The organism is Martelella sp. HB161492 (genome assembly GCF_013184775.1).
Classification (GTDB): domain Bacteria; phylum Pseudomonadota; class Alphaproteobacteria; order Rhizobiales; family Rhizobiaceae; genus Martelella.
Map to the genome: position 1 here is coordinate 181095 of NZ_JAATVV010000005.1, position 16579 is coordinate 197673.

Consider the following 16579-nt stretch of genomic DNA (forward strand, 5'->3'; position numbering starts at 1 on the left):
GATTTGACATCAGCTCGGCCATTCGACGCGCAGCTCGATCGTTTCCCAACTGAAGGGCGTCAGCACCACGACATTGCGCGGGTGCGATATCAGTCTGCATTGTTGAATTCTTGAAAATTGGACCAAAAGCTCTGAATCAATGACAGGACTTCCGTCAAGGATAACCAGCAGATAATACTCCTGATAATCTCGAATCAGACGCTGAGGAATGTTTATGAAAAAGGCGCTCATTACTGGCATAACTGGGCAGGATGGTTCCTATCTTACCGAGTTCCTGTTGGACAAGGGGTATGAAGTGCATGGCATCAAGCGCCGTGCCTCGCTTTTCAATACACAGCGTATTGACCATCTTTATGAGGACCCTCATAGCGGCTCAGCAAGGATGAAACTGCATTACGGCGACCTTTCAGATACATCTAACCTCACGAGACTAATCAGCGACATTCAACCTGATGAGGTCTATAATTTAGGTGCACAGTCACATGTGGCAGTCTCCTTTGAGGCGCCGGAATACACCGCCGATGTTGACGCAATTGGAACGCTTCGGCTCCTCGAGGCGATACGCTTTCTAGGGCTTGAAAAGAAGACCCGTTTCTATCAGGCATCGACATCAGAGCTTTATGGTCGCGTGCAGGAGAGTCCGCAACGCGAGACGACGCCATTTTACCCGCGATCCCCATACGCGGCAGCAAAACTCTATGCCTACTGGATAACGGTAAACTATCGCGAATCTTACGGTATGTATGCCTGTAACGGCATCCTGTTTAATCACGAGAGTCCGCGGCGCGGTGAAACTTTCGTCACGCGCAAGATCACCCGCGGTTTGGCCAATATTGCGCTGGGCTTGGAGACTTGTCTCTATATGGGCAATATCGACAGCCTTCGTGACTGGGGACATGCCAAAGACTATGTGCGCATGCAGTGGATGATGTTGCAGCAGGAGCAACCGGCTGACTTCGTGATAGCAACTGGAAAACAATATTCGGTCCGAGAATTCATCACCTGGGCAGCGAAAGATCTTGGTATTGAGCTGAAGTTCTCTGGTCATGGCGTCGACGAAATCGCTACTGTTGCCGCTGTGGCCGGCGACATGGCACCGAATGTGAAGGTTGGCGACATTGTCGTGCGTATCGATCCGCGCTATTTCCGTCCCGCTGAAGTTGATACTCTTCTTGGCGATCCCTCCAAGGCCAAGGAAAAACTTGGCTGGGTACCGGAAATCACGGCTCGAGAAATGTGTGCGGAAATGGTGAGTAATGACCACAAGGCTGCTCGTCGCTTCGCACTGCTGAAAGAGCATGGACTCGAGGTGCCGGTAAGTCTCGAGAGTTAACTCTCTCTCGCAGGATACTCGAGTGAAACGCGCCAAACGTTCCTCTTGCGATCCACCAGCTCGCTTCAGCGCCTTACCCAAAGATCGATGATCTGCACTCAGACAGTCATCCGGGTCAAGGAACCGAGGTAGGGCAAAGGGACCCGATTTTCCGCTTCCGGGCTGTCATCCTGACAATCATTTCGGACCTCACCTGATCATCTCCGGATAGCCCCCTGGCAAAATCGGATACTTCTGCCCCGTGTCAGCTTGTCTGGAAGCCATTCGCGGCATACAGACAAGCGGCGGATCGATTCCGGGTATCTCGACCGGCCGATAGTCAACTTCGAAGCATTTTTTTCATCGGAGATCTTAGCCGAGAAGATGCCCAAGGCCTACTTTAGTCTGCAGGACATCGTCTAGAAAGGTGCACTCAGCTGTACCAGTGAGCGACGGCACACACGATATTGGCTGAAGTTGAGCCAACGAACCGCGCTCCGTTCGCAATGGCAGCGACCAAGAAGAGCTTCCATCATTCAGTTTTCCCCAAGCTGCGTCACTCCGGTTTGGCGGGCGCCAGGGTCCCTGGGCTGAAGGCGCCGCCGAAGGGTGACGGACTGGCGGGGGCCGCAGGGGCGGTTTTGTCCGCATCGGGTACCAGTGCGCCTGAACTGAAAGCACCGCCGAAAGCAGAGCCGCTGCCGCCGGCTGCAGGTGCAGCCTGCTCGTTCACGCGCTGCTGTTCGAGTGCTTTGGTGCGGGCGCGCTGTTCTTCCATCAGCTGCTGCTGCCGGGCACGCTTGTCATCGATGACCTTCTGCTCGCAGACGGAGGAATCATAGCGGCTGCCGGAGAAGAACAGCAATCCGGCAAACAGCGCCAGAAGCGCGAAGACACCGGCCGGATGCGTGAGAACGCGCAGTACCGGATTGGCATAGGCGCGGGATTTCTCCGCCTTGCCGGACAGGATCAGCGTGCGCCGCCGCGCATAGGCTTCGTGCACGATCGCACCGATCAGCGTGATCGAAATGATGATCACGGCCAGCGCCGAGAGCGAAGGGTCGGTTCCGAGCCGAACCTTCGAGGCCAGCGCGGTGGTGAAGGTGTTGCCGGACAGGATGGTGAAGACGGTGGTGTTGTAGTTCTCGAACGAGGCCAGCAGCGTCAGAAAGGCGGCCGAACCGATCGCCGGCCCGAGAAAGGGCAGCAGGATCTTGCGGAAGGCCTGGCCCGGTGTCGCGCCGAGATCAAGGGCCGCCTCGGTCAGCGTCGGATCGAAACGCTGTAGTCTGGCAATGAAAACCAACATCGCATAGGCCGCGATGAAGGTTACCTGACCGGCAAGCGTCAGGAAAATACCATTGAAGAACAACGAGTCATACGACGCACCGAAGAAGCGTCCAAGCGCACCCCAGAAAACGATGGTCGAGATCCCGAGCACCACACCGGGGATCAGGATCGGCACGATCAGCACCGTATAGAGCGTCGAGCGCAGCCGCGGGCTGACCTCGGAAAGGGCGATCGCACCGGCGAGGCCGAGCGGCACGGCGATCACGACGACGCCGAAACCGATCACGGCACTGGTCAGAAGCCCGCTCATCAGCCGGTCATTGGCAAACAGCACATCAAACCAGTTGGTGGTGAAGCATTCCCAGGGGACAATGCGCGGAAAGGATGATGAGTTGAACGCCGTGACCACCATGATCACCAGCGGCCCGAACAGGAAAGCGAAAAAGAGAAGCGAATAAAGCGTCGCGAATAGGCCGCCGCCAGTGCCACGGTTCATCGGCCGATCTCCGCGACCGAGACCTTGAAGATCTTCATCATCAGCGTGACAAAGCCGATACAGACGCCCAGCAGGATCACAGCATAGGCAGCGCCGCGCGGCCAGTTCGAAGCCTCGTTGAACCACTGATAGATCACCTGGGTGAACCACAGACTCGACGGCCCGCCGAGGATCTGCGGTGCGGCAAGCGCACCGGCAGTCAGCATGAAGACCATGGTGGCCCCGGAGGCGATACCGGGCTTGGCAATCGGCAGCACAACGCGCCAGTGCACTCTGATCCAGCTCGCCCCCATATCCCGCGCCGCCTCGATCTGGTTGCGGTCAAGCGCTTCGACGGCGTTGTAGATCGGGAAGATCATCAACAGCACATAGGCATAGGTGAGACCGGAATAGAGCGCCACATCAGCACGGATAAAGTCGATCGGCTGGTCCCAGAGCCCTGCCGTCATGCCGATGCCGTTGATGAGCCCGGTCGCGCCAAACAGCACGCGGAACGCAAAGGCGCGCAGAATCTCGTTGACCCAGTAAGGCACGATCAGACCGACGACCATCAGCCGCGCGGCAACGCCGGTGGCCGAGTGGGCAAGGATAAAGGCCACCGGATAACAGATCGCCACGTCCATGATGGTGACGAAGACCGCAGCGATGATGGTGCGCAGCAAAATGCCCATATCGAGCGTGTTGAGGCCGGCATCATTGCCGGTCAGGAAATAGCTGTAGTTTTCGAGCGTGAAACTATCCTTCGGTCCGCCAACGTCGCTGGCCGCCAGATTGTGCGAGAAGGAATAGTCCAGCATCGCCAGCTGCGGCAGGAAGATCAGGAATACGACCCAGAAAAACACGCCGAACCCGACAAACAGTGCCACGCCAAGGCCGTGGCGTGAGGAGAAATCGTTCCAGGCCGCTTTGAACCGCTCCATGTCACACCCCATCTGCCGGCAGCACCGTTGCGCGCGCCGCGTTGAAGGAAACATGGATCTGGCCATTGCCATCAGGGCTCAGCGACGGGCCGAGGCCGTTGACCCGGCTGACACGCAATTCCGTACCGGCAGCCTGGAGGAAGAGGTGGCGATTGGAGCCTTCGAACTCCTCCTTGGCAATCTTCGCTGAAATCATGTTCTCGCTGACGCCGGGCTCAGCCGGTTCCAGCAGTTCGGGCCGGACGAAGAGAACACAGTCCTCACCAGGTTTGTAGCGCCGGCCGCCGGCCGCACGGCCTGCCAGCAGACCGAAATTTGTTTCCAGCATGGCGATGTCGCCGGTCTGGCTGGCGATTTTCCCGGCGATGGCATTTGTTTCACCGACAAAGGAGGCAACAAAGGCCGTCTTCGGCCGGTTATAGATGGCCTCGGGTGCTGCCACCTGTTCAATGACGCCGGAATTCATCACCGCAACCCGGTCACTCATGGTCAGCGCCTCACCCTGGTCATGGGTGATATAGATGAAGGTCAGTCCGACACGCTGCTGGATGGCCCGCAGCTCACTGCGCATGTGCTGGCGCAGTTTCAGATCCAGCGCCGACAATGGCTCGTCGAGCAGCAGGATATCGGGTTCGACCGCCAGTGCGCGGGCAATGGCGACGCGCTGGCGCTGACCGCCGGAAAGCTCATGCACCTTCTTGTCGCCCTGCCCCGGCAAGGCGATCATATCGAGCAGTTCGTCAGCGCGCTTGCGGCGGTCCTTCTTCGAGATCCCGCGCACTTCCAGAGGAAAGGCAATATTGTCGGCAACACTCATCAGCGGGAACAGGGCAAGGTTCTGAAAGATCAGCGCGGTCGGCCGTTTGTTCGGTCCGATATTGCGCATGTTCTTGCCTCCGATCATCACCCGGCCTTCGGTCGGCTCGACAAAACCCGATATGCATCTGAGCAGAGTCGTCTTGCCGCAGCCGGACGGACCGAGGAAGGAAAAGAACTCGCCGCCCGATATCTGCAGGTTGGCATTGTCCACGGCGGTGAAAGAACCGAAGCGGATCGACACGTGATCGAGAACGACGTCTTTGCTGCTCATGAGAACCCTTGAAAAATCATGGTCGGCGGGTCGTGACGCCTCGCATCATCACGCCCCGCCTTCGCGCATCTCCCGGATCTTCATCCAGACATGCAACCTAATCGACAAGAACGGCGCTTCCGATCCCGGATGCCGGCAACCGTGAAAATGGCTGCCGACCATGCGCATCCTTGGCGTCTGAAAGATCAGGCGCTCATGAATTTATTGGTAAATTCCGTGCGCATGTCGGCATACCAGGGGGCTTCTGCCGGCCAGGCATTGAGATTGGCCAGAGCATCACCCGGATAGGCATCGGCGAAGTTCTGCGAATAGGTGGCGCTGGCAAAATCGGCAGCGCCGATCACCGGCGAGTTGTAACCGTGGAAATCAATCGCCTTGCCGGCCAGTTCAGGCGTGTAGGCGGCTTCGATAAAGGCATAGATCTGGTCGATATTCTTCGCACCCTTCGGCATGGCCATGCCGTCGATCCAGGCCATCGCGCCTTCGATCGGCGCGCGGTACATCACCGGCTCACCATCGGTCTTCAGCGCCAGCGGCGGTCCGTCCCAGGTCTGGCCGACAATCACGCCCTCGTTCAGGAGGCCAGCCTTCTGGGTATCGGCGTCATTCCAGATGATCTTGATGTTCTTCTTCTTGGAGATGGCGATATCGGTGACCTTGGTCCAGACTTCGGTCATCTTCTCCGGCGTTTCATAAGCCGCCCACATCGAGCCTGGCTCCAGCTGGCCCATGCGTTCCAGCGCCAGGCCAAGGCCGAGGATCATCGAATGGCCGCGACCCATGGTCTTGCCGGCATTGGCATCGTCCCAGACATCGTAATAGCTCGGAAACTCGCCAGCCGGTGTAAACAGGTCGGTGCGCCAGCCAATGCCTTCGGTTCCCCAGATGTGCGGAATCCAGCAGCAGCCACCGAAATTCCAGTACTTCTCGCCAATTGCCATCGACGCCTGAACATGGTCGATCGGAACCCGGTTCATGTCGAAAGGCTGAAGCAATTCGGCCGGCTGCCATTGCAGATTGCGATTATTGGTTGGCGAGACAATATCAAAGCCCTCGCCATTGGTAGCCTTGAGCTTGTTGAGCAGTTCTTCATTCGAGCCGATGCCGGTGAAATTGATCTTGATCCCGGTCGAGCTCTCGAATGCGTCGACGAAGACTTCCGGCAGATAGTCCGACCACATCATGATGTTGATCTCACCAGACGAGGCAAGCGCCTTGGACGAGATGATGGCCGGCATGGCAAGCCCTGCGCCAACGGCCGCCGAGCCCTTCAGAAAGGAGCGGCGGGCAATCGGTGCCTTGGTAATGAAATGCGACATGCTGTTCCCCTTCGATGTCGTGTCCTGATGCCGGGCGACCCTCGCCCGGTCTTTGCCTGTGTGCCCGCGAAGGCGCGGTCTTGATGCCATTTTCCGCCTGCGTGCCCATGGTGGAAAAATGTTATGTGCCCGATGGTTGACGGCTTAGAGCCACGGGGGGAAAACTATGGGGCCAGTCGCGCTTTCCGCGCAACAATCCCAACCTTGGTCCAGCATTGCTTCCATTGCCAGCCAGCGTGAGGGCGCATAACGTCGAAAACCATGATCGAACAGTTTTTCACCACGCCGCTGGATCCGGGCAAACGCCTGCAGCAACAAATTCAGGAACGCTTGATCGAGGCCATTCTTGCCGGCGCTCTGCCCCTGCACGAGCCGCTGCCAGCGACGCGGGTGATGGCCCGGCGGATCGGCGTTGCGCGCAATACGGTGACGCTTGTCTATGAGCGCCTTGCCGAGGACGGTTTTCTGAAACCGGTCAACCGCCGCGGCTATTTCATCAATGAGCGGACGCTGCGCGAGCAGCTCAATATCAGGATGGAGCACAAGGAACAGCGCTCCGACACATTCGACGCCACCGCGCGGCTCAACCGGCGCTTCGCCGATCAGACCAGTATCGTCAAGGCGAGCAACTGGCGTGACTATGAATTTCCCTTCGTCTACGGGCAGCTGATACCGGACAAGGTTTCCGTCAGCCGCTGGCGTGACGCCGTTCGCCTCGCCGGGACGACACAGCACACGCCATCCTGGGTCTTCGACCAGGTCGATGGCGACGATCCGATGCTGGTCGAGCATATTATCCGCCGCATCCTGCCGCAACGCGGCTTTCGCGCCACGCCAGAGGAAATTCTGGTCACGGTCGGCGCCCAGAATGCGCTGTTCACGGCGGCGATGGCCTTCTGCGGCCCGGGAAAGCGTGTTGATGTTGAAGATCCCGGCTATGTCGATGCGCATAACATCTTTCGCGGTTTCGGCGCGGAAATCCGCCCGCATCCGATTGACGGCAACGGCCTCAAGGTTTCGCCTGCCCTGGCCGGCGCCGATCTCGTCTATGTCACGCCCGGGCATCAATGCCCGACCAATGTCACGATGGGCATGGAACGGCGGCTGTCACTGCTTACAGCGGCGGAAACCCATGACTTTCTGATCATCGAGGACGACTACGAACATGAACTCAATTTTGTCGGCGCTCAGAAACCAGCCCTCAAAGCGCTTGACGAACGTGGCCGGGTTATCCACGTCTCGAGCCTGACAAAGCCGCTCTTTCCGGGATTGAGGCTCGGTTTCATCGCCGCTACGCCGCCGATCATCCGCCACCTGCGCGCACTTCGCCGGCTGATCTGCCGTCATCCGTCAGCACTTGACCAGCGGGCGCTGGCGATTTTTCTCGCCGAGGGCCATTATGACGCCCATATCCGCCGCCACCGGGCCGAACTGTCGGCAAAATGGCGGCTGATGCTGTCGGAGATCCACCGCCAGATGCCGGAATGCAGCGTTACGATGACGACGGGGGGATCGGGCCTCTGGCTGCGTCTTCCCGAAGACCTGCGGGCGACGACCGTTCAGGCAGAGGCTGCGCGGCATGGCATTCTCGTTGAGGCTGGCGACGTTCACTATCTGAAAGATGATGCGCCGACAAATCGGCTCCGGCTTGGCTTTGCCGCGATCCCGAAAGACAGGATTACACCAGGTATCGCCCGGCTTGCCGCGACCATCGCGAGCCTGCGCGGCCTCGCTTGACAGCGCGCTTTTGCCGCTCAGGCCCGGCCGGCATTGTCGAAACCGAGCATCTGGACCAATTCGTTGATCCGGCCTCCGGGAAGTGCCGGGCCGGATCCGTAGCCTGAGCCGGAAAACGATGCGTCGCTATCGATGCGGACTTTGCCGCCCAGCATCATCGCCGCATAAAGGCAGGCACTTTCTCCGGGTCCGTTCGCACCAAGCGCCCAGTCGGAATCCGGTAAATGCCGCTGAATGGCGGTCACGGCGGGCGTGACGGGCGAGAAATCCCCCCACGCCTGGCTCTCGACTTCAAACAGAACCTTGAGGTCCTCCTCCGGAACAATACCGTCATCAATCATTTCAGCCAGCTGCAGCACCTCTGCCTCTGCCCGAAGCACATGCTGCAGATCGATGCCTGCCGCCCAGCAGCGGTGGTAGAAATAACCAAGCGTGTCAAGGTCAGCGCAGGCCGTCATCTCTTTCAAAGACAGAGAAATAGCATTGGGCCGCAGAACTGCGACCAGTTTCTGCAGTTCGGCAAGGGATGGATGGCCGATATTCTCCAGAGCAAGCTGAACGTAAAGCCCGGGCGTCCGGTAATCGACCTCCATCATGATGGCGTGGCAGAACTCCAGATCCCGCAAAAGCTGGCCTGTTTCATTTTGCAGGCGTAGACTGATACCGCTAGCACCGGCACGCTGACAGACAAGTGCCCTGTCGCCGACATCCTCGATCAGATCGCCAAGACCGTCAAATATGGCGACGCCATCTCCGATCAGGACATTGGCCTTGACCATTATCCTCGGCAAGCGTCGGGCCGGGTTCTCCGTGGACCACACGTCAACCTTGGCGACGATACCGCTATGATAGTCTGCTTCTGCTTTCATGCCCGTCGCCCGTCCCCGACGTTTGAGCTTCAGCCTTCATCCTGCATTTTACCGGTTATAATTCAACGCCACTTTTCAATTTGCCATAAAAAAGCCCCGAACTGTGTTCGGGGCTCCTCATCTCATAGCCGATTAGGCTGGCGTTATTACCAGACCGGAACGACTGCACCCTTGAAGGTGTCGTTCACATACTGCTTCACTTCCGGGGAGTGATAGCTTTCGATCAGCGTCTTCACCCAGTCGGCATCCTTGTCTTCGGTGCGCACAGCGATCACGTTGACATAAGGTGCCTTGGTGCTCTCCTGGAACAGCGAGTCATCCACCGGGCTCAGGCCAGCTTCCAGCGCATAATTGGTGTTGATCACCGCCAGATCGACATCATCCAGCGAACGCGGCAGCTGGGCGGCATCCAGTTCGATGATGTTGAAGTTGTGCGGATTTTCGGCGATATCGGCAACCGATGACTGAAGATTGGTATTGTCGTTCAGCTTGATCAGCCCCTGATCGTCCAGAAGCAGCAGGGCGCGCGCACCGTTTGACGGATCGTTCGGAATGGCAATCGTTGCGCCATCGGGAATATCAGCCTTCGATGCAAGCTTCTTCGAATAGGCTGACATCGGCGTATTGATGTTTTTTGCGACCGAAACAATGTCAAAGCCGCGATCGGCGACCTGGGCATCGAGATAGGGCTGGTGCTGGAAGGAGTTGGCGTCGAGGTCGCCATCATTCAGCGCCTGGTTCGGCACGACATAATCAGAGAATTCGATCACATCGAGATCAAGTCCCTTGGTCGCGGCAATTTCCTTGACCTTTTCCATGATCTGGGCGTGCGGACCGGGCGTCACGCCGATCTTCTTAGTCTCGGCATGGGCAATGCCGGCGGTCGCGAGTGCGGCAAAAGCCGCGGCAATAATCAGTCTCTTCATCGGTAAGCTCCGTCTTAGAAGGGTTGAGACATTGATTTTGGGAGTGGCAGGCTGTCGCCCGCCACGGTTTTTCTCAGCGGCAGCCCCAGGACTGCCGTCTCGCGCCAGGGCATCACCCGGGCGCAATCCGTTGCGCTCACCAGGTCGGCGTGATCGCACCCTTGAAGGTGTCGTTGACGAACTGCTTCACTTCCGCGCTGTGATAGCTTTCGATCAGCGTCTTGACCCAGTCAGCGTCCTTGTCTTCAGTCCGCACGGCGAGAATACCGACATAGGGTGCCTTGGTGCCTTCGCGGAAGATCGAGTCCTTGACCGGGTTGAGCCCGGCATCAAGCGCATAATTGGTGGTGATCAGAGCGATATCGACATCATCGAGCGAGCGCGGCAGCTGGGCGGCATCCAGCTCGACGAAATTGAAGTTATGCGGGTTGCCGGTGACATCCGCCACCGTTGCCTTAACGCCAACACCTTCCGTCAACGTGATCAGGCCCTGATCTTCAAGCATCAGAAGGGCGCGCGCGCCGTTGGACGGATCGTTGGGCAGCGCGATCGTCGCACCATCGGGGATGGCGTCCTTCGACGTGATCTTTTTCGAATAGCCGGCCATCGGGAAGTTGACAGTCTGGGCTACCGAGACGATATCAAAGCCGCGATCTGCGACCTGGGCGTCGAGATAGGGCTGGTGCTGAAAGGAGTTTGCGTCGAGGTCGCCATCATTCAGCGCCTGGTTCGGCACCACATAATCGGAGAATTCGATCACGTCGAGATCCAGCCCCTTGGTGGCGGCGACTTCCTTAACCTTCTCCAGGATCTGGGCATGCGGGCCGGGTGTCACGCCAATCTTCTTGGTTTCAGCATGGGCAATACCGGCGGTGGCGAGCGCAGCGAAAAGGGCTGCAGCAATCAGTTTTTTCATCGAACACACTCCGTTCGCAAGGACAGGAAATCAGGATTTGCGGTTACGCTTGTCAAAGGAACGGGCCAGCGCATCGCCTGCGCTCTGGATCGCCTGAACAAGCACGATTAGGACAATCACCACGGCCAGCATGACGCCGGGCATGAAGCGCTGATAGCCGTAGCGGATGCCAAGGTCGCCGAGACCACCGCCGCCAACAGCGCCGACCATGGCGGAATAACCGATCAGGCTGACCACGGTCAGCGTCAGCGCCAGCGTGATCGCCGGCCGCGCTTCGGCAAGCAGCACCTTGATGACGATCTGCAGGGGCGACGCGCCCATGGCACGGGCAGCTTCCACCAGTCCCTTGTCAACCTCCCGGATCGCCGCTTCGATCAGGCGGGCGATAAAGGGAATGGTTGCCACGGTCAGCGGCACGATCGCCGCTTTGGTGCCGATCGACGTGCCCGCTACAAACCGGGTAAACGGAATGATGGCGACCACCAGAATGATGAAGGGCGTCGAGCGCGCAGCGTTGACGATCACACCGACGATCTTGTTGAGGATCGGTGCGGGAAACAGTTCCCCCTTGCCGCTGGTGGCAAGAAAGACGCCGATCGGCAGGCCGATCACGGTTCCGATGACACCTGAAACCACCACCATGTTGATGGTCTGTATCAGTGCCTTGAGTAGAAGACTGGCGAGCATATCAGGCGACATAACCAATGACCTCCGACAGCAGACCGGTTTCAGAAAAGAAGGCGCTGGCCCGCGCGACGACGGCACGGTCGGCCGAATAAGAGACTACCAGCGAGCCGTAAGGATCGCCGGCAATTTCATCCACCGTGCCGGCGATGATGTTGACCGGAGCGCCGATCTCAGCTGCCAGACGCACCACCAGCGGCTGATCGGCAGTGGCGCCAAAGAATGTCAGCCGGACAAGCATGTTGTCGCCGGCTTCCGGCTGAGCGTGCACACGTCTGCCGATCCAGTTCGGCAGGTCAGCGCCAGGCAGGGAAGCCAGCAGAACCTTGGTGACGGGATGTTCAGGCCGGGTAAAGACATCAAAGGTACGGCCGGATTCGACGATACGCCCCTTGTCCATCACCGCCACTTCGGAGGTCACCGCCTTCACCACTTCCATCTCATGGGTGATCAGAAGCACGGTCAGTCCAAGCTCCTGATTGATCCGCTTCAGGAGATCCAGGATCTGCTGCGTTGTTTCGGGATCGAGCGCCGACGTCGCCTCGTCCGACAACAGCAGTGACGGCTCGGTCGCCAGTGCCCTGGCAATACCGACACGCTGTTTCTGGCCGCCGGAAAGTTCGGACGGATAACGCCGCATCATCTCAGCAAGCCCGACCATGTCGATGAGCGGTTCGATCCGCGCCTTGATGGCGCTGCGGCTCATGCCGGCAATCTCCAGAGGCATCGCCACATTGTCATAGACGGTGCGCGAAGACAGGAGATTGAAATGCTGGAAGATCATGCCGATCGATCGGCGCACATTGCGCAGGGCCCGCTCATCCAGCGCTGACACCACGGTCCCATCGACGGTCACCGTCCCTTCCGACGGCTTTTCCAGCCCGTTGACGAGCCGGATCAATGTCGACTTGCCGGCGCCCGAGCGGCCGATAATACCGGTAATCGCGCCATGCGGTACGCTGTAGCTGACCTTGTCGAGGGCGGTAAAAGGTTTCTTGGATCGCGATGAACCGGCAAACACCTTTGATACGGCGTCAAAGCGCACCATCGGCTCGGTCTGATTTTCTGCTTGTGAAGCGCCTGCTAAAGGCACAGCACCCGCCGCGGCGGAAGGGGTAACGGACATGACAATCTCATCGATGGTGCGCTTTCAAAAACGCAAGGAAGAACGGACAGCTTCAGGCCTCAGGCACCAAAGCGACACATTCGAAAGATTGTTCTAGCCGTTAGCATCTTCGCACAAGCCTTTTCAAACGGGAATCGAATGGTCCACTTTTGCTCCACCCGATTTGAGCGGATTTATGCGCCGACCACCTGCGAAACAACAGCAAAATAATTCCAGTTTCAACCGCTCTTTTGAAATTAAATTCTGACACGTGCTGATTTTGACGACCCGCTACAGCAGATGAGAGCGTAGAATGCTTTCGCAAACCCCCAGCTTGATAAAAACTTTTTATATGTGCATGTGAATTTGAAATTGGACAATTTTTGCCGATATCCGGTTTCATAGACCGACAAAACAACGGAAAGCGGTCCATGAGTGAAAAGAAACTCTATCTCAAATTTCTCGAATCCGACGTCACCGGCATAATTTCCCTTTATTGGGATCACGCGCCGGAAACCTGCAAGGCTATCTGGGGCGCTCTGGAAAAGCCGATCCAGTGGCAGGCAACCCACGCAATCTTTTCCGGTCCGGAAATCATGATGGGCCTGCCGGAAGAAGCCCGCAATTTCGATCCGACCAAACTGCCGCCGGAGAACCAGACCGTTCTGCCTGAGCCGGGCGAGCTGCTTTGGTTCTACCAGCCGAAGAATTTCTTCAAGATCGACCCGGAAGAATTCTGGGAAATCGGCATGTTCTATGGTCAGGGCGGCCGTACCTTCGGCCCTACCGGCTGGATCTCCTGCACCTATTTCGGAAAAATGACGGAAAATCTCGACGGCATTGCTGCTGAATGCCGAAAGATCCGTATTGAAGGCGCGAAACATGTCGAGCTCGGCCATCTGATCTGAGACTTGACGACACACCAAAACGAGAGAGGGAAATAGCATGAAACGCATAACCAAACTGCTTGCAGCGACCTCGGTTCTGGCCGCCGCCGCCGCCTCGGCCCAGGCTGCGGAAATCACCATCAATTCCTTTGGTGGTGCTTATGAAGAAGCGCATCGCAAATGCGTCATCGACCCCTTTACCGCCGAGACCGGCGCCGACGTGAAAATCATCACCGCCTATTCGGCCGATGCCTTTGCCCAGCTGCGCGCCCAGAAGGACGCGCCGCAATATGACGTGATCCACTTCTCCGGCGGCCAGGAAATCGTTGGTGCCGCCGAAGGCCTGCTATCGCCGATCGATCCGGCCAAGCTTTCCAATGCAGCCGATCTCTATCCCTTCGCCAAGGCGGGGCTGGAAAAGGGCGAAGGCCCGGCCTATCAGATCGCCGCCATCGGCATGCTTTATGACAGCGACGCGCTTTCCGAAGCGCCGACCAAATGGGCCGACCTGATGAAGCCGGAACTGGCGGACGGTCTGGTTCTGACCGACATTTCCAACTCCTACGGCCTGTTCGGCTTTCTGATGCTGAACCAGGTCGCAGGCGGCAGCCTCGATGACATCACCCCCGGCCTTGATGCGGTCAAGACGATGCTGGAAAACGGTGCCTATGTCGTTTCCAAGTCGCCGGAAATCCAGCAGGCCTTTGCTCAGGGCGGCGCCACCATCGCGCCCTATGCTTCCGACTATGCCTATACGCTGCGCAAGGCTGATCTGCCGATCAAGTTCCAACAGGGCGAAGAAGGCACACCGGCAAGCTATATCACCACCAACCTCGTCGCCGGCCGTCCGAACCAGGATCTGGCGCTGAAGTTCATCGATATGGAATTGTCGCCGGAAGCACAGAAGTGCTTTGCCGATGCGCTGCGCTACACGCCGACCAATTCCAAGACGGTGCTTGATCCGGAAGTCGCTGCCGACGTCGCTTATGGCGAAGACGGCGTGAAGGATCTCATCCGCTTTGATCCGGCCAAGATCGAAGCCAACCGCGCCGACTGGGTTGTCGAGTGGAACAAGGCGATCGCCCAGTAATTCTGAGGCAATCATGCCGGCGCCGAACCGTTTCGGCGCCGGTTTTCTGCAGCCGCCCGGTTTGCCGGCGGCGGTGCTGTTACTTGTCCGAAGCGCTGTACTAGGCGTAAATGGTCGCTGCCCGTCTTCGAGGCATGATCTCGCCGATCTGATCGAAGCCAGCACTAGCACATCGTTCCTTTCGAAAAGAACGATGTGTCGATTCAACAAGATAGAGCGTCCTGGTGCGTCCAAAAGGATGCACGGCGCGCTAAAGCATAACAGAGCAGTTTGAACGGCTTTGGCCACGACACCGAACAAGGACTTGGAAACCCGGATGACAACCGACCGCAACGAGAACATGCTTCTGGTCGCGCCGGGGCTTTTGCTTCTTGCATTCGCCTTTCTGCTGCCGATCCTGCGCATGCTGTCCCTCTCGGTCTTCGGTCCGGAAGGCTTCACGCTCGCATGGTTCGTGCAGTTCTTCAGCGAACCGTTCTATCTCTATGTCCTGTGGCGAACGATCCGGCTGTCCTTCATCATCACGGTGATCTCTGCGGCTGTCGGCTTTCCACTTGCCTATATCATGGCGCGGTCCGGCCCACGGGTCCGGCTATGGCTGATCATCGTCATCCTGCTGCCGCTGATGACCAGCGTGGTGATCCGCACCTTCGGCTGGATGGTGATTTTCGAGCGCGGCGGCATCATTGCAACGACGCTGCATTCGCTCGGCCTCGTCAAGCGCAACTTCACCCTGATGCGCACCGAAACCGCCATCGTCATCGGCATGGTGCAAGTGCTGCTGCCCTTCATGACACTGTCAATCCTTGGCGTGATCTCGCGCATCGATATCCGCCTTGAAGAAGCGGCCCGCACCATGGGCTGCTCCTTCCTGCAATCCTTCCGCCATGTGGTGCTGCCGCTGGCCATGCCCGGGATTGCCGCAGGCTCGCTTCTGGCCTTCACGCTGTCGGCCAGTTCCTTCGTCACCCCCAATCTTCTCGGCGGACCGCGCCTTCAGGTTCTGGCGACATCGATCTACACATCGGTGACGCAGACGCTAGACTGGCACTTCGCTGCAGCCCAAGCGGTCATTTTGTTCATCGGCATAGCGCTGACGCTTCTGCCCTATATGAAACTCACCGGAGGCCGTCATGGTTAAGGCCGTTCCGCTCTGGCTGAAGATCGTCACGGCCATCTTCATCGCCCTTGTCGTCCTCGTCATGCTCGGCCCGCTTGTCGTGGTGATCGGCACGTCCTTTTCGGCGAACCAGTTCATCGCCTTTCCGCCCAAAGGCTTTTCGCTTGAATGGTATCACAAGGTCCTGTCGTCCAGCGCCTACCTTGCCGCCGGCGGCTTAAGCCTCGCGCTGGCGCTGATGGTCACGCTCTCCTCCGTCACGATCGGCGGCGCGGCGGCCATTGCCATCCATCGCCGTCAGCTGCCGAAATCGGATCTGATCGGCGCCGCCTTTCTGTCGCCGCTGATCCTGCCGACTATCATCTACGCCATCGGCCTCTTGATGTTCTGGAGTTCCACCTTCGGTCCGGTCTCCTTTGTAACGCTGTGGATCGGCCATACGGTGATCACGCTTCCCTATGTCGTACGGACCACGCTCGCCGTGCTGTCGGAAGCCGATCCCTTCGTCGAGGAAGCCGCCCGTACCATGGGGGCCGGGCGTATTCAGCGGCTGATCTTTGTCGTGCTGCCGCAATGCGGGCCGGGGCTCGCTGCCGGCGCCTTCTTCGCCTTCAACATCTCATTCGACGAGGCTGTTCTGTCGCTCTTCCTGCGGACGCCGGATCTCACCACGCTTCCCGTGCAGATCTATGGCCAGCTCGAATTTTCGCCGGACCCCTCCGTTGCCGCCGTCTCAACCATCATGATCGGGCTGACCGTCGTGCTGATCCTGGTGATCGACCGCGTCCTCGGCATCAAGAAATTCGCGAGTAGCTGAA

At 58.4% G+C, this 16579-nt stretch carries 15 protein-coding genes; 6 read left to right on the forward strand and 9 right to left on the reverse strand.

Annotated features, from left to right (window positions below; translation table 11 throughout):
- The first annotated feature begins 214 nt into the window (after positions 1-214).
- Complete coding sequence (gene gmd / locus HCK86_RS10170; RefSeq protein WP_176084346.1) at positions 215-1333, forward strand: GDP-mannose 4,6-dehydratase; 1119 nt, start codon at positions 215-217, stop codon at positions 1331-1333.
- 535 nt (positions 1334-1868) lie between these two features.
- Here the strand turns inward: gmd and HCK86_RS10175 are convergent.
- The 4 genes from HCK86_RS10175 to HCK86_RS10190 all read right to left on the reverse strand — a co-directional run bounded on the left by HCK86_RS10175 (position 1869) and on the right by HCK86_RS10190 (position 6427).
- Positions 1869-3098, reverse strand: a complete 1230-nt coding sequence (locus tag HCK86_RS10175; RefSeq protein ID WP_176084347.1) for an ABC transporter permease — start codon at positions 3096-3098, stop codon at positions 1869-1871.
- Entirely contained in the window at positions 3095-4018 is a 924-nt protein-coding gene (locus HCK86_RS10180; protein WP_176084348.1) for an ABC transporter permease, read from the reverse strand. Before HCK86_RS10180 ends, HCK86_RS10175 begins: the two co-directional genes overlap by 4 nt.
- A gap of 1 nt (position 4019) precedes the next feature.
- Complete coding sequence (locus tag HCK86_RS10185; protein ID WP_176084349.1) at positions 4020-5108, reverse strand: ABC transporter ATP-binding protein; 1089 nt, start codon at positions 5106-5108, stop codon at positions 4020-4022.
- 185 nt (positions 5109-5293) lie between these two features.
- The gene (locus HCK86_RS10190; protein WP_176084350.1) at positions 5294-6427 is read right to left on the reverse strand and encodes a substrate-binding domain-containing protein; all 1134 of its coding nucleotides are present in this window, start codon (positions 6425-6427) and stop codon (positions 5294-5296) included.
- Positions 6428-6688: 261 nt separating this feature from the next.
- Here HCK86_RS10190 and HCK86_RS10195 point away from each other — a divergent pair, with 261 nt between their 5' ends.
- Positions 6689-8164, forward strand: coding sequence for a PLP-dependent aminotransferase family protein (locus HCK86_RS10195; protein ID WP_176084351.1), 1476 nt, complete (start codon positions 6689-6691; stop codon positions 8162-8164).
- Between the two features lie 17 nt (positions 8165-8181).
- On the opposite strand, the gene HCK86_RS10200 is transcribed toward HCK86_RS10195, so the two are convergent.
- The 5 genes from HCK86_RS10200 to HCK86_RS10220 all read right to left on the reverse strand — a co-directional run bounded on the left by HCK86_RS10200 (position 8182) and on the right by HCK86_RS10220 (position 12607).
- Entirely contained in the window at positions 8182-9033 is an 852-nt protein-coding gene (locus HCK86_RS10200; RefSeq protein WP_176084352.1) for a 3-keto-5-aminohexanoate cleavage protein, read from the reverse strand.
- A gap of 146 nt (positions 9034-9179) precedes the next feature.
- Positions 9180-9959, reverse strand: a complete 780-nt coding sequence (locus HCK86_RS10205; protein ID WP_176084353.1) for a MetQ/NlpA family ABC transporter substrate-binding protein — start codon at positions 9957-9959, stop codon at positions 9180-9182.
- A gap of 136 nt (positions 9960-10095) precedes the next feature.
- A complete protein-coding gene (locus HCK86_RS10210) occupies positions 10096-10875 on the reverse strand; it encodes a MetQ/NlpA family ABC transporter substrate-binding protein (RefSeq protein WP_176084354.1) in 780 nt (259 codons plus the stop codon).
- Between the two features lie 30 nt (positions 10876-10905).
- Positions 10906-11574: a methionine ABC transporter permease gene (locus HCK86_RS10215; RefSeq protein WP_176084355.1), complete on the reverse strand. Its 669-nt coding sequence runs from the start codon at positions 11572-11574 to the stop codon at positions 10906-10908.
- Positions 11564-12607, reverse strand: a complete 1044-nt coding sequence (locus HCK86_RS10220; RefSeq protein ID WP_176084356.1) for a methionine ABC transporter ATP-binding protein — start codon at positions 12605-12607, stop codon at positions 11564-11566. Before HCK86_RS10220 ends, HCK86_RS10215 begins: the two co-directional genes overlap by 11 nt.
- A 488-nt stretch (positions 12608-13095) precedes the next feature.
- On the opposite strand from HCK86_RS10220, the gene HCK86_RS10225 reads away from it, so the two are divergent.
- The 4 genes from HCK86_RS10225 (at position 13096) to HCK86_RS10240 (ending at position 16578) form a co-directional block, all read left to right on the forward strand.
- On the forward strand, positions 13096-13572 hold the full coding sequence (locus HCK86_RS10225) for a DUF3830 family protein (protein ID WP_176084357.1): 477 nt from the start codon (positions 13096-13098) through the stop codon (positions 13570-13572).
- A gap of 37 nt (positions 13573-13609) precedes the next feature.
- Positions 13610-14641, forward strand: coding sequence for an ABC transporter substrate-binding protein (locus HCK86_RS10230; protein ID WP_176084358.1), 1032 nt, complete (start codon positions 13610-13612; stop codon positions 14639-14641).
- A 316-nt stretch (positions 14642-14957) separates the two neighbouring features.
- Complete coding sequence (locus tag HCK86_RS10235; RefSeq protein WP_176084359.1) at positions 14958-15782, forward strand: ABC transporter permease; 825 nt, start codon at positions 14958-14960, stop codon at positions 15780-15782.
- A complete protein-coding gene (locus HCK86_RS10240; protein ID WP_176084360.1) occupies positions 15775-16578 on the forward strand; it encodes an ABC transporter permease in 804 nt (267 codons plus the stop codon). Before HCK86_RS10235 ends, HCK86_RS10240 begins: the two co-directional genes overlap by 8 nt.
- Position 16579 lies beyond the last annotated feature (1 nt).

Coding starts and splice junctions, on each gene's coding strand:
- gmd (WP_176084346.1), top strand. CDS start 215: ATGAAAAAGGCGCTCATTACTGGCATAACTGGGCAGGATGGTTCCTAT.
- HCK86_RS10175 (WP_176084347.1), bottom strand. CDS start 3,098: ATGAACCGTGGCACTGGCGGCGGCCTATTCGCGACGCTTTATTCGCTT.
- HCK86_RS10180 (WP_176084348.1), bottom strand. CDS start 4,018: ATGGAGCGGTTCAAAGCGGCCTGGAACGATTTCTCCTCACGCCACGGC.
- HCK86_RS10185 (WP_176084349.1), bottom strand. CDS start 5,108: ATGAGCAGCAAAGACGTCGTTCTCGATCACGTGTCGATCCGCTTCGGT.
- HCK86_RS10190 (WP_176084350.1), bottom strand. CDS start 6,427: ATGTCGCATTTCATTACCAAGGCACCGATTGCCCGCCGCTCCTTTCTG.
- HCK86_RS10195 (WP_176084351.1), top strand. CDS start 6,689: ATGATCGAACAGTTTTTCACCACGCCGCTGGATCCGGGCAAACGCCTG.
- HCK86_RS10200 (WP_176084352.1), bottom strand. CDS start 9,033: ATGAAAGCAGAAGCAGACTATCATAGCGGTATCGTCGCCAAGGTTGAC.
- HCK86_RS10205 (WP_176084353.1), bottom strand. CDS start 9,959: ATGAAGAGACTGATTATTGCCGCGGCTTTTGCCGCACTCGCGACCGCC.
- HCK86_RS10210 (WP_176084354.1), bottom strand. CDS start 10,875: ATGAAAAAACTGATTGCTGCAGCCCTTTTCGCTGCGCTCGCCACCGCC.
- HCK86_RS10215 (WP_176084355.1), bottom strand. CDS start 11,574: ATGTCGCCTGATATGCTCGCCAGTCTTCTACTCAAGGCACTGATACAG.
- HCK86_RS10220 (WP_176084356.1), bottom strand. CDS start 12,607: ATGGTGCGCTTTGACGCCGTATCAAAGGTGTTTGCCGGTTCATCGCGA.
- HCK86_RS10225 (WP_176084357.1), top strand. CDS start 13,096: ATGAGTGAAAAGAAACTCTATCTCAAATTTCTCGAATCCGACGTCACC.
- HCK86_RS10230 (WP_176084358.1), top strand. CDS start 13,610: ATGAAACGCATAACCAAACTGCTTGCAGCGACCTCGGTTCTGGCCGCC.
- HCK86_RS10235 (WP_176084359.1), top strand. CDS start 14,958: ATGACAACCGACCGCAACGAGAACATGCTTCTGGTCGCGCCGGGGCTT.
- HCK86_RS10240 (WP_176084360.1), top strand. CDS start 15,775: ATGGTTAAGGCCGTTCCGCTCTGGCTGAAGATCGTCACGGCCATCTTC.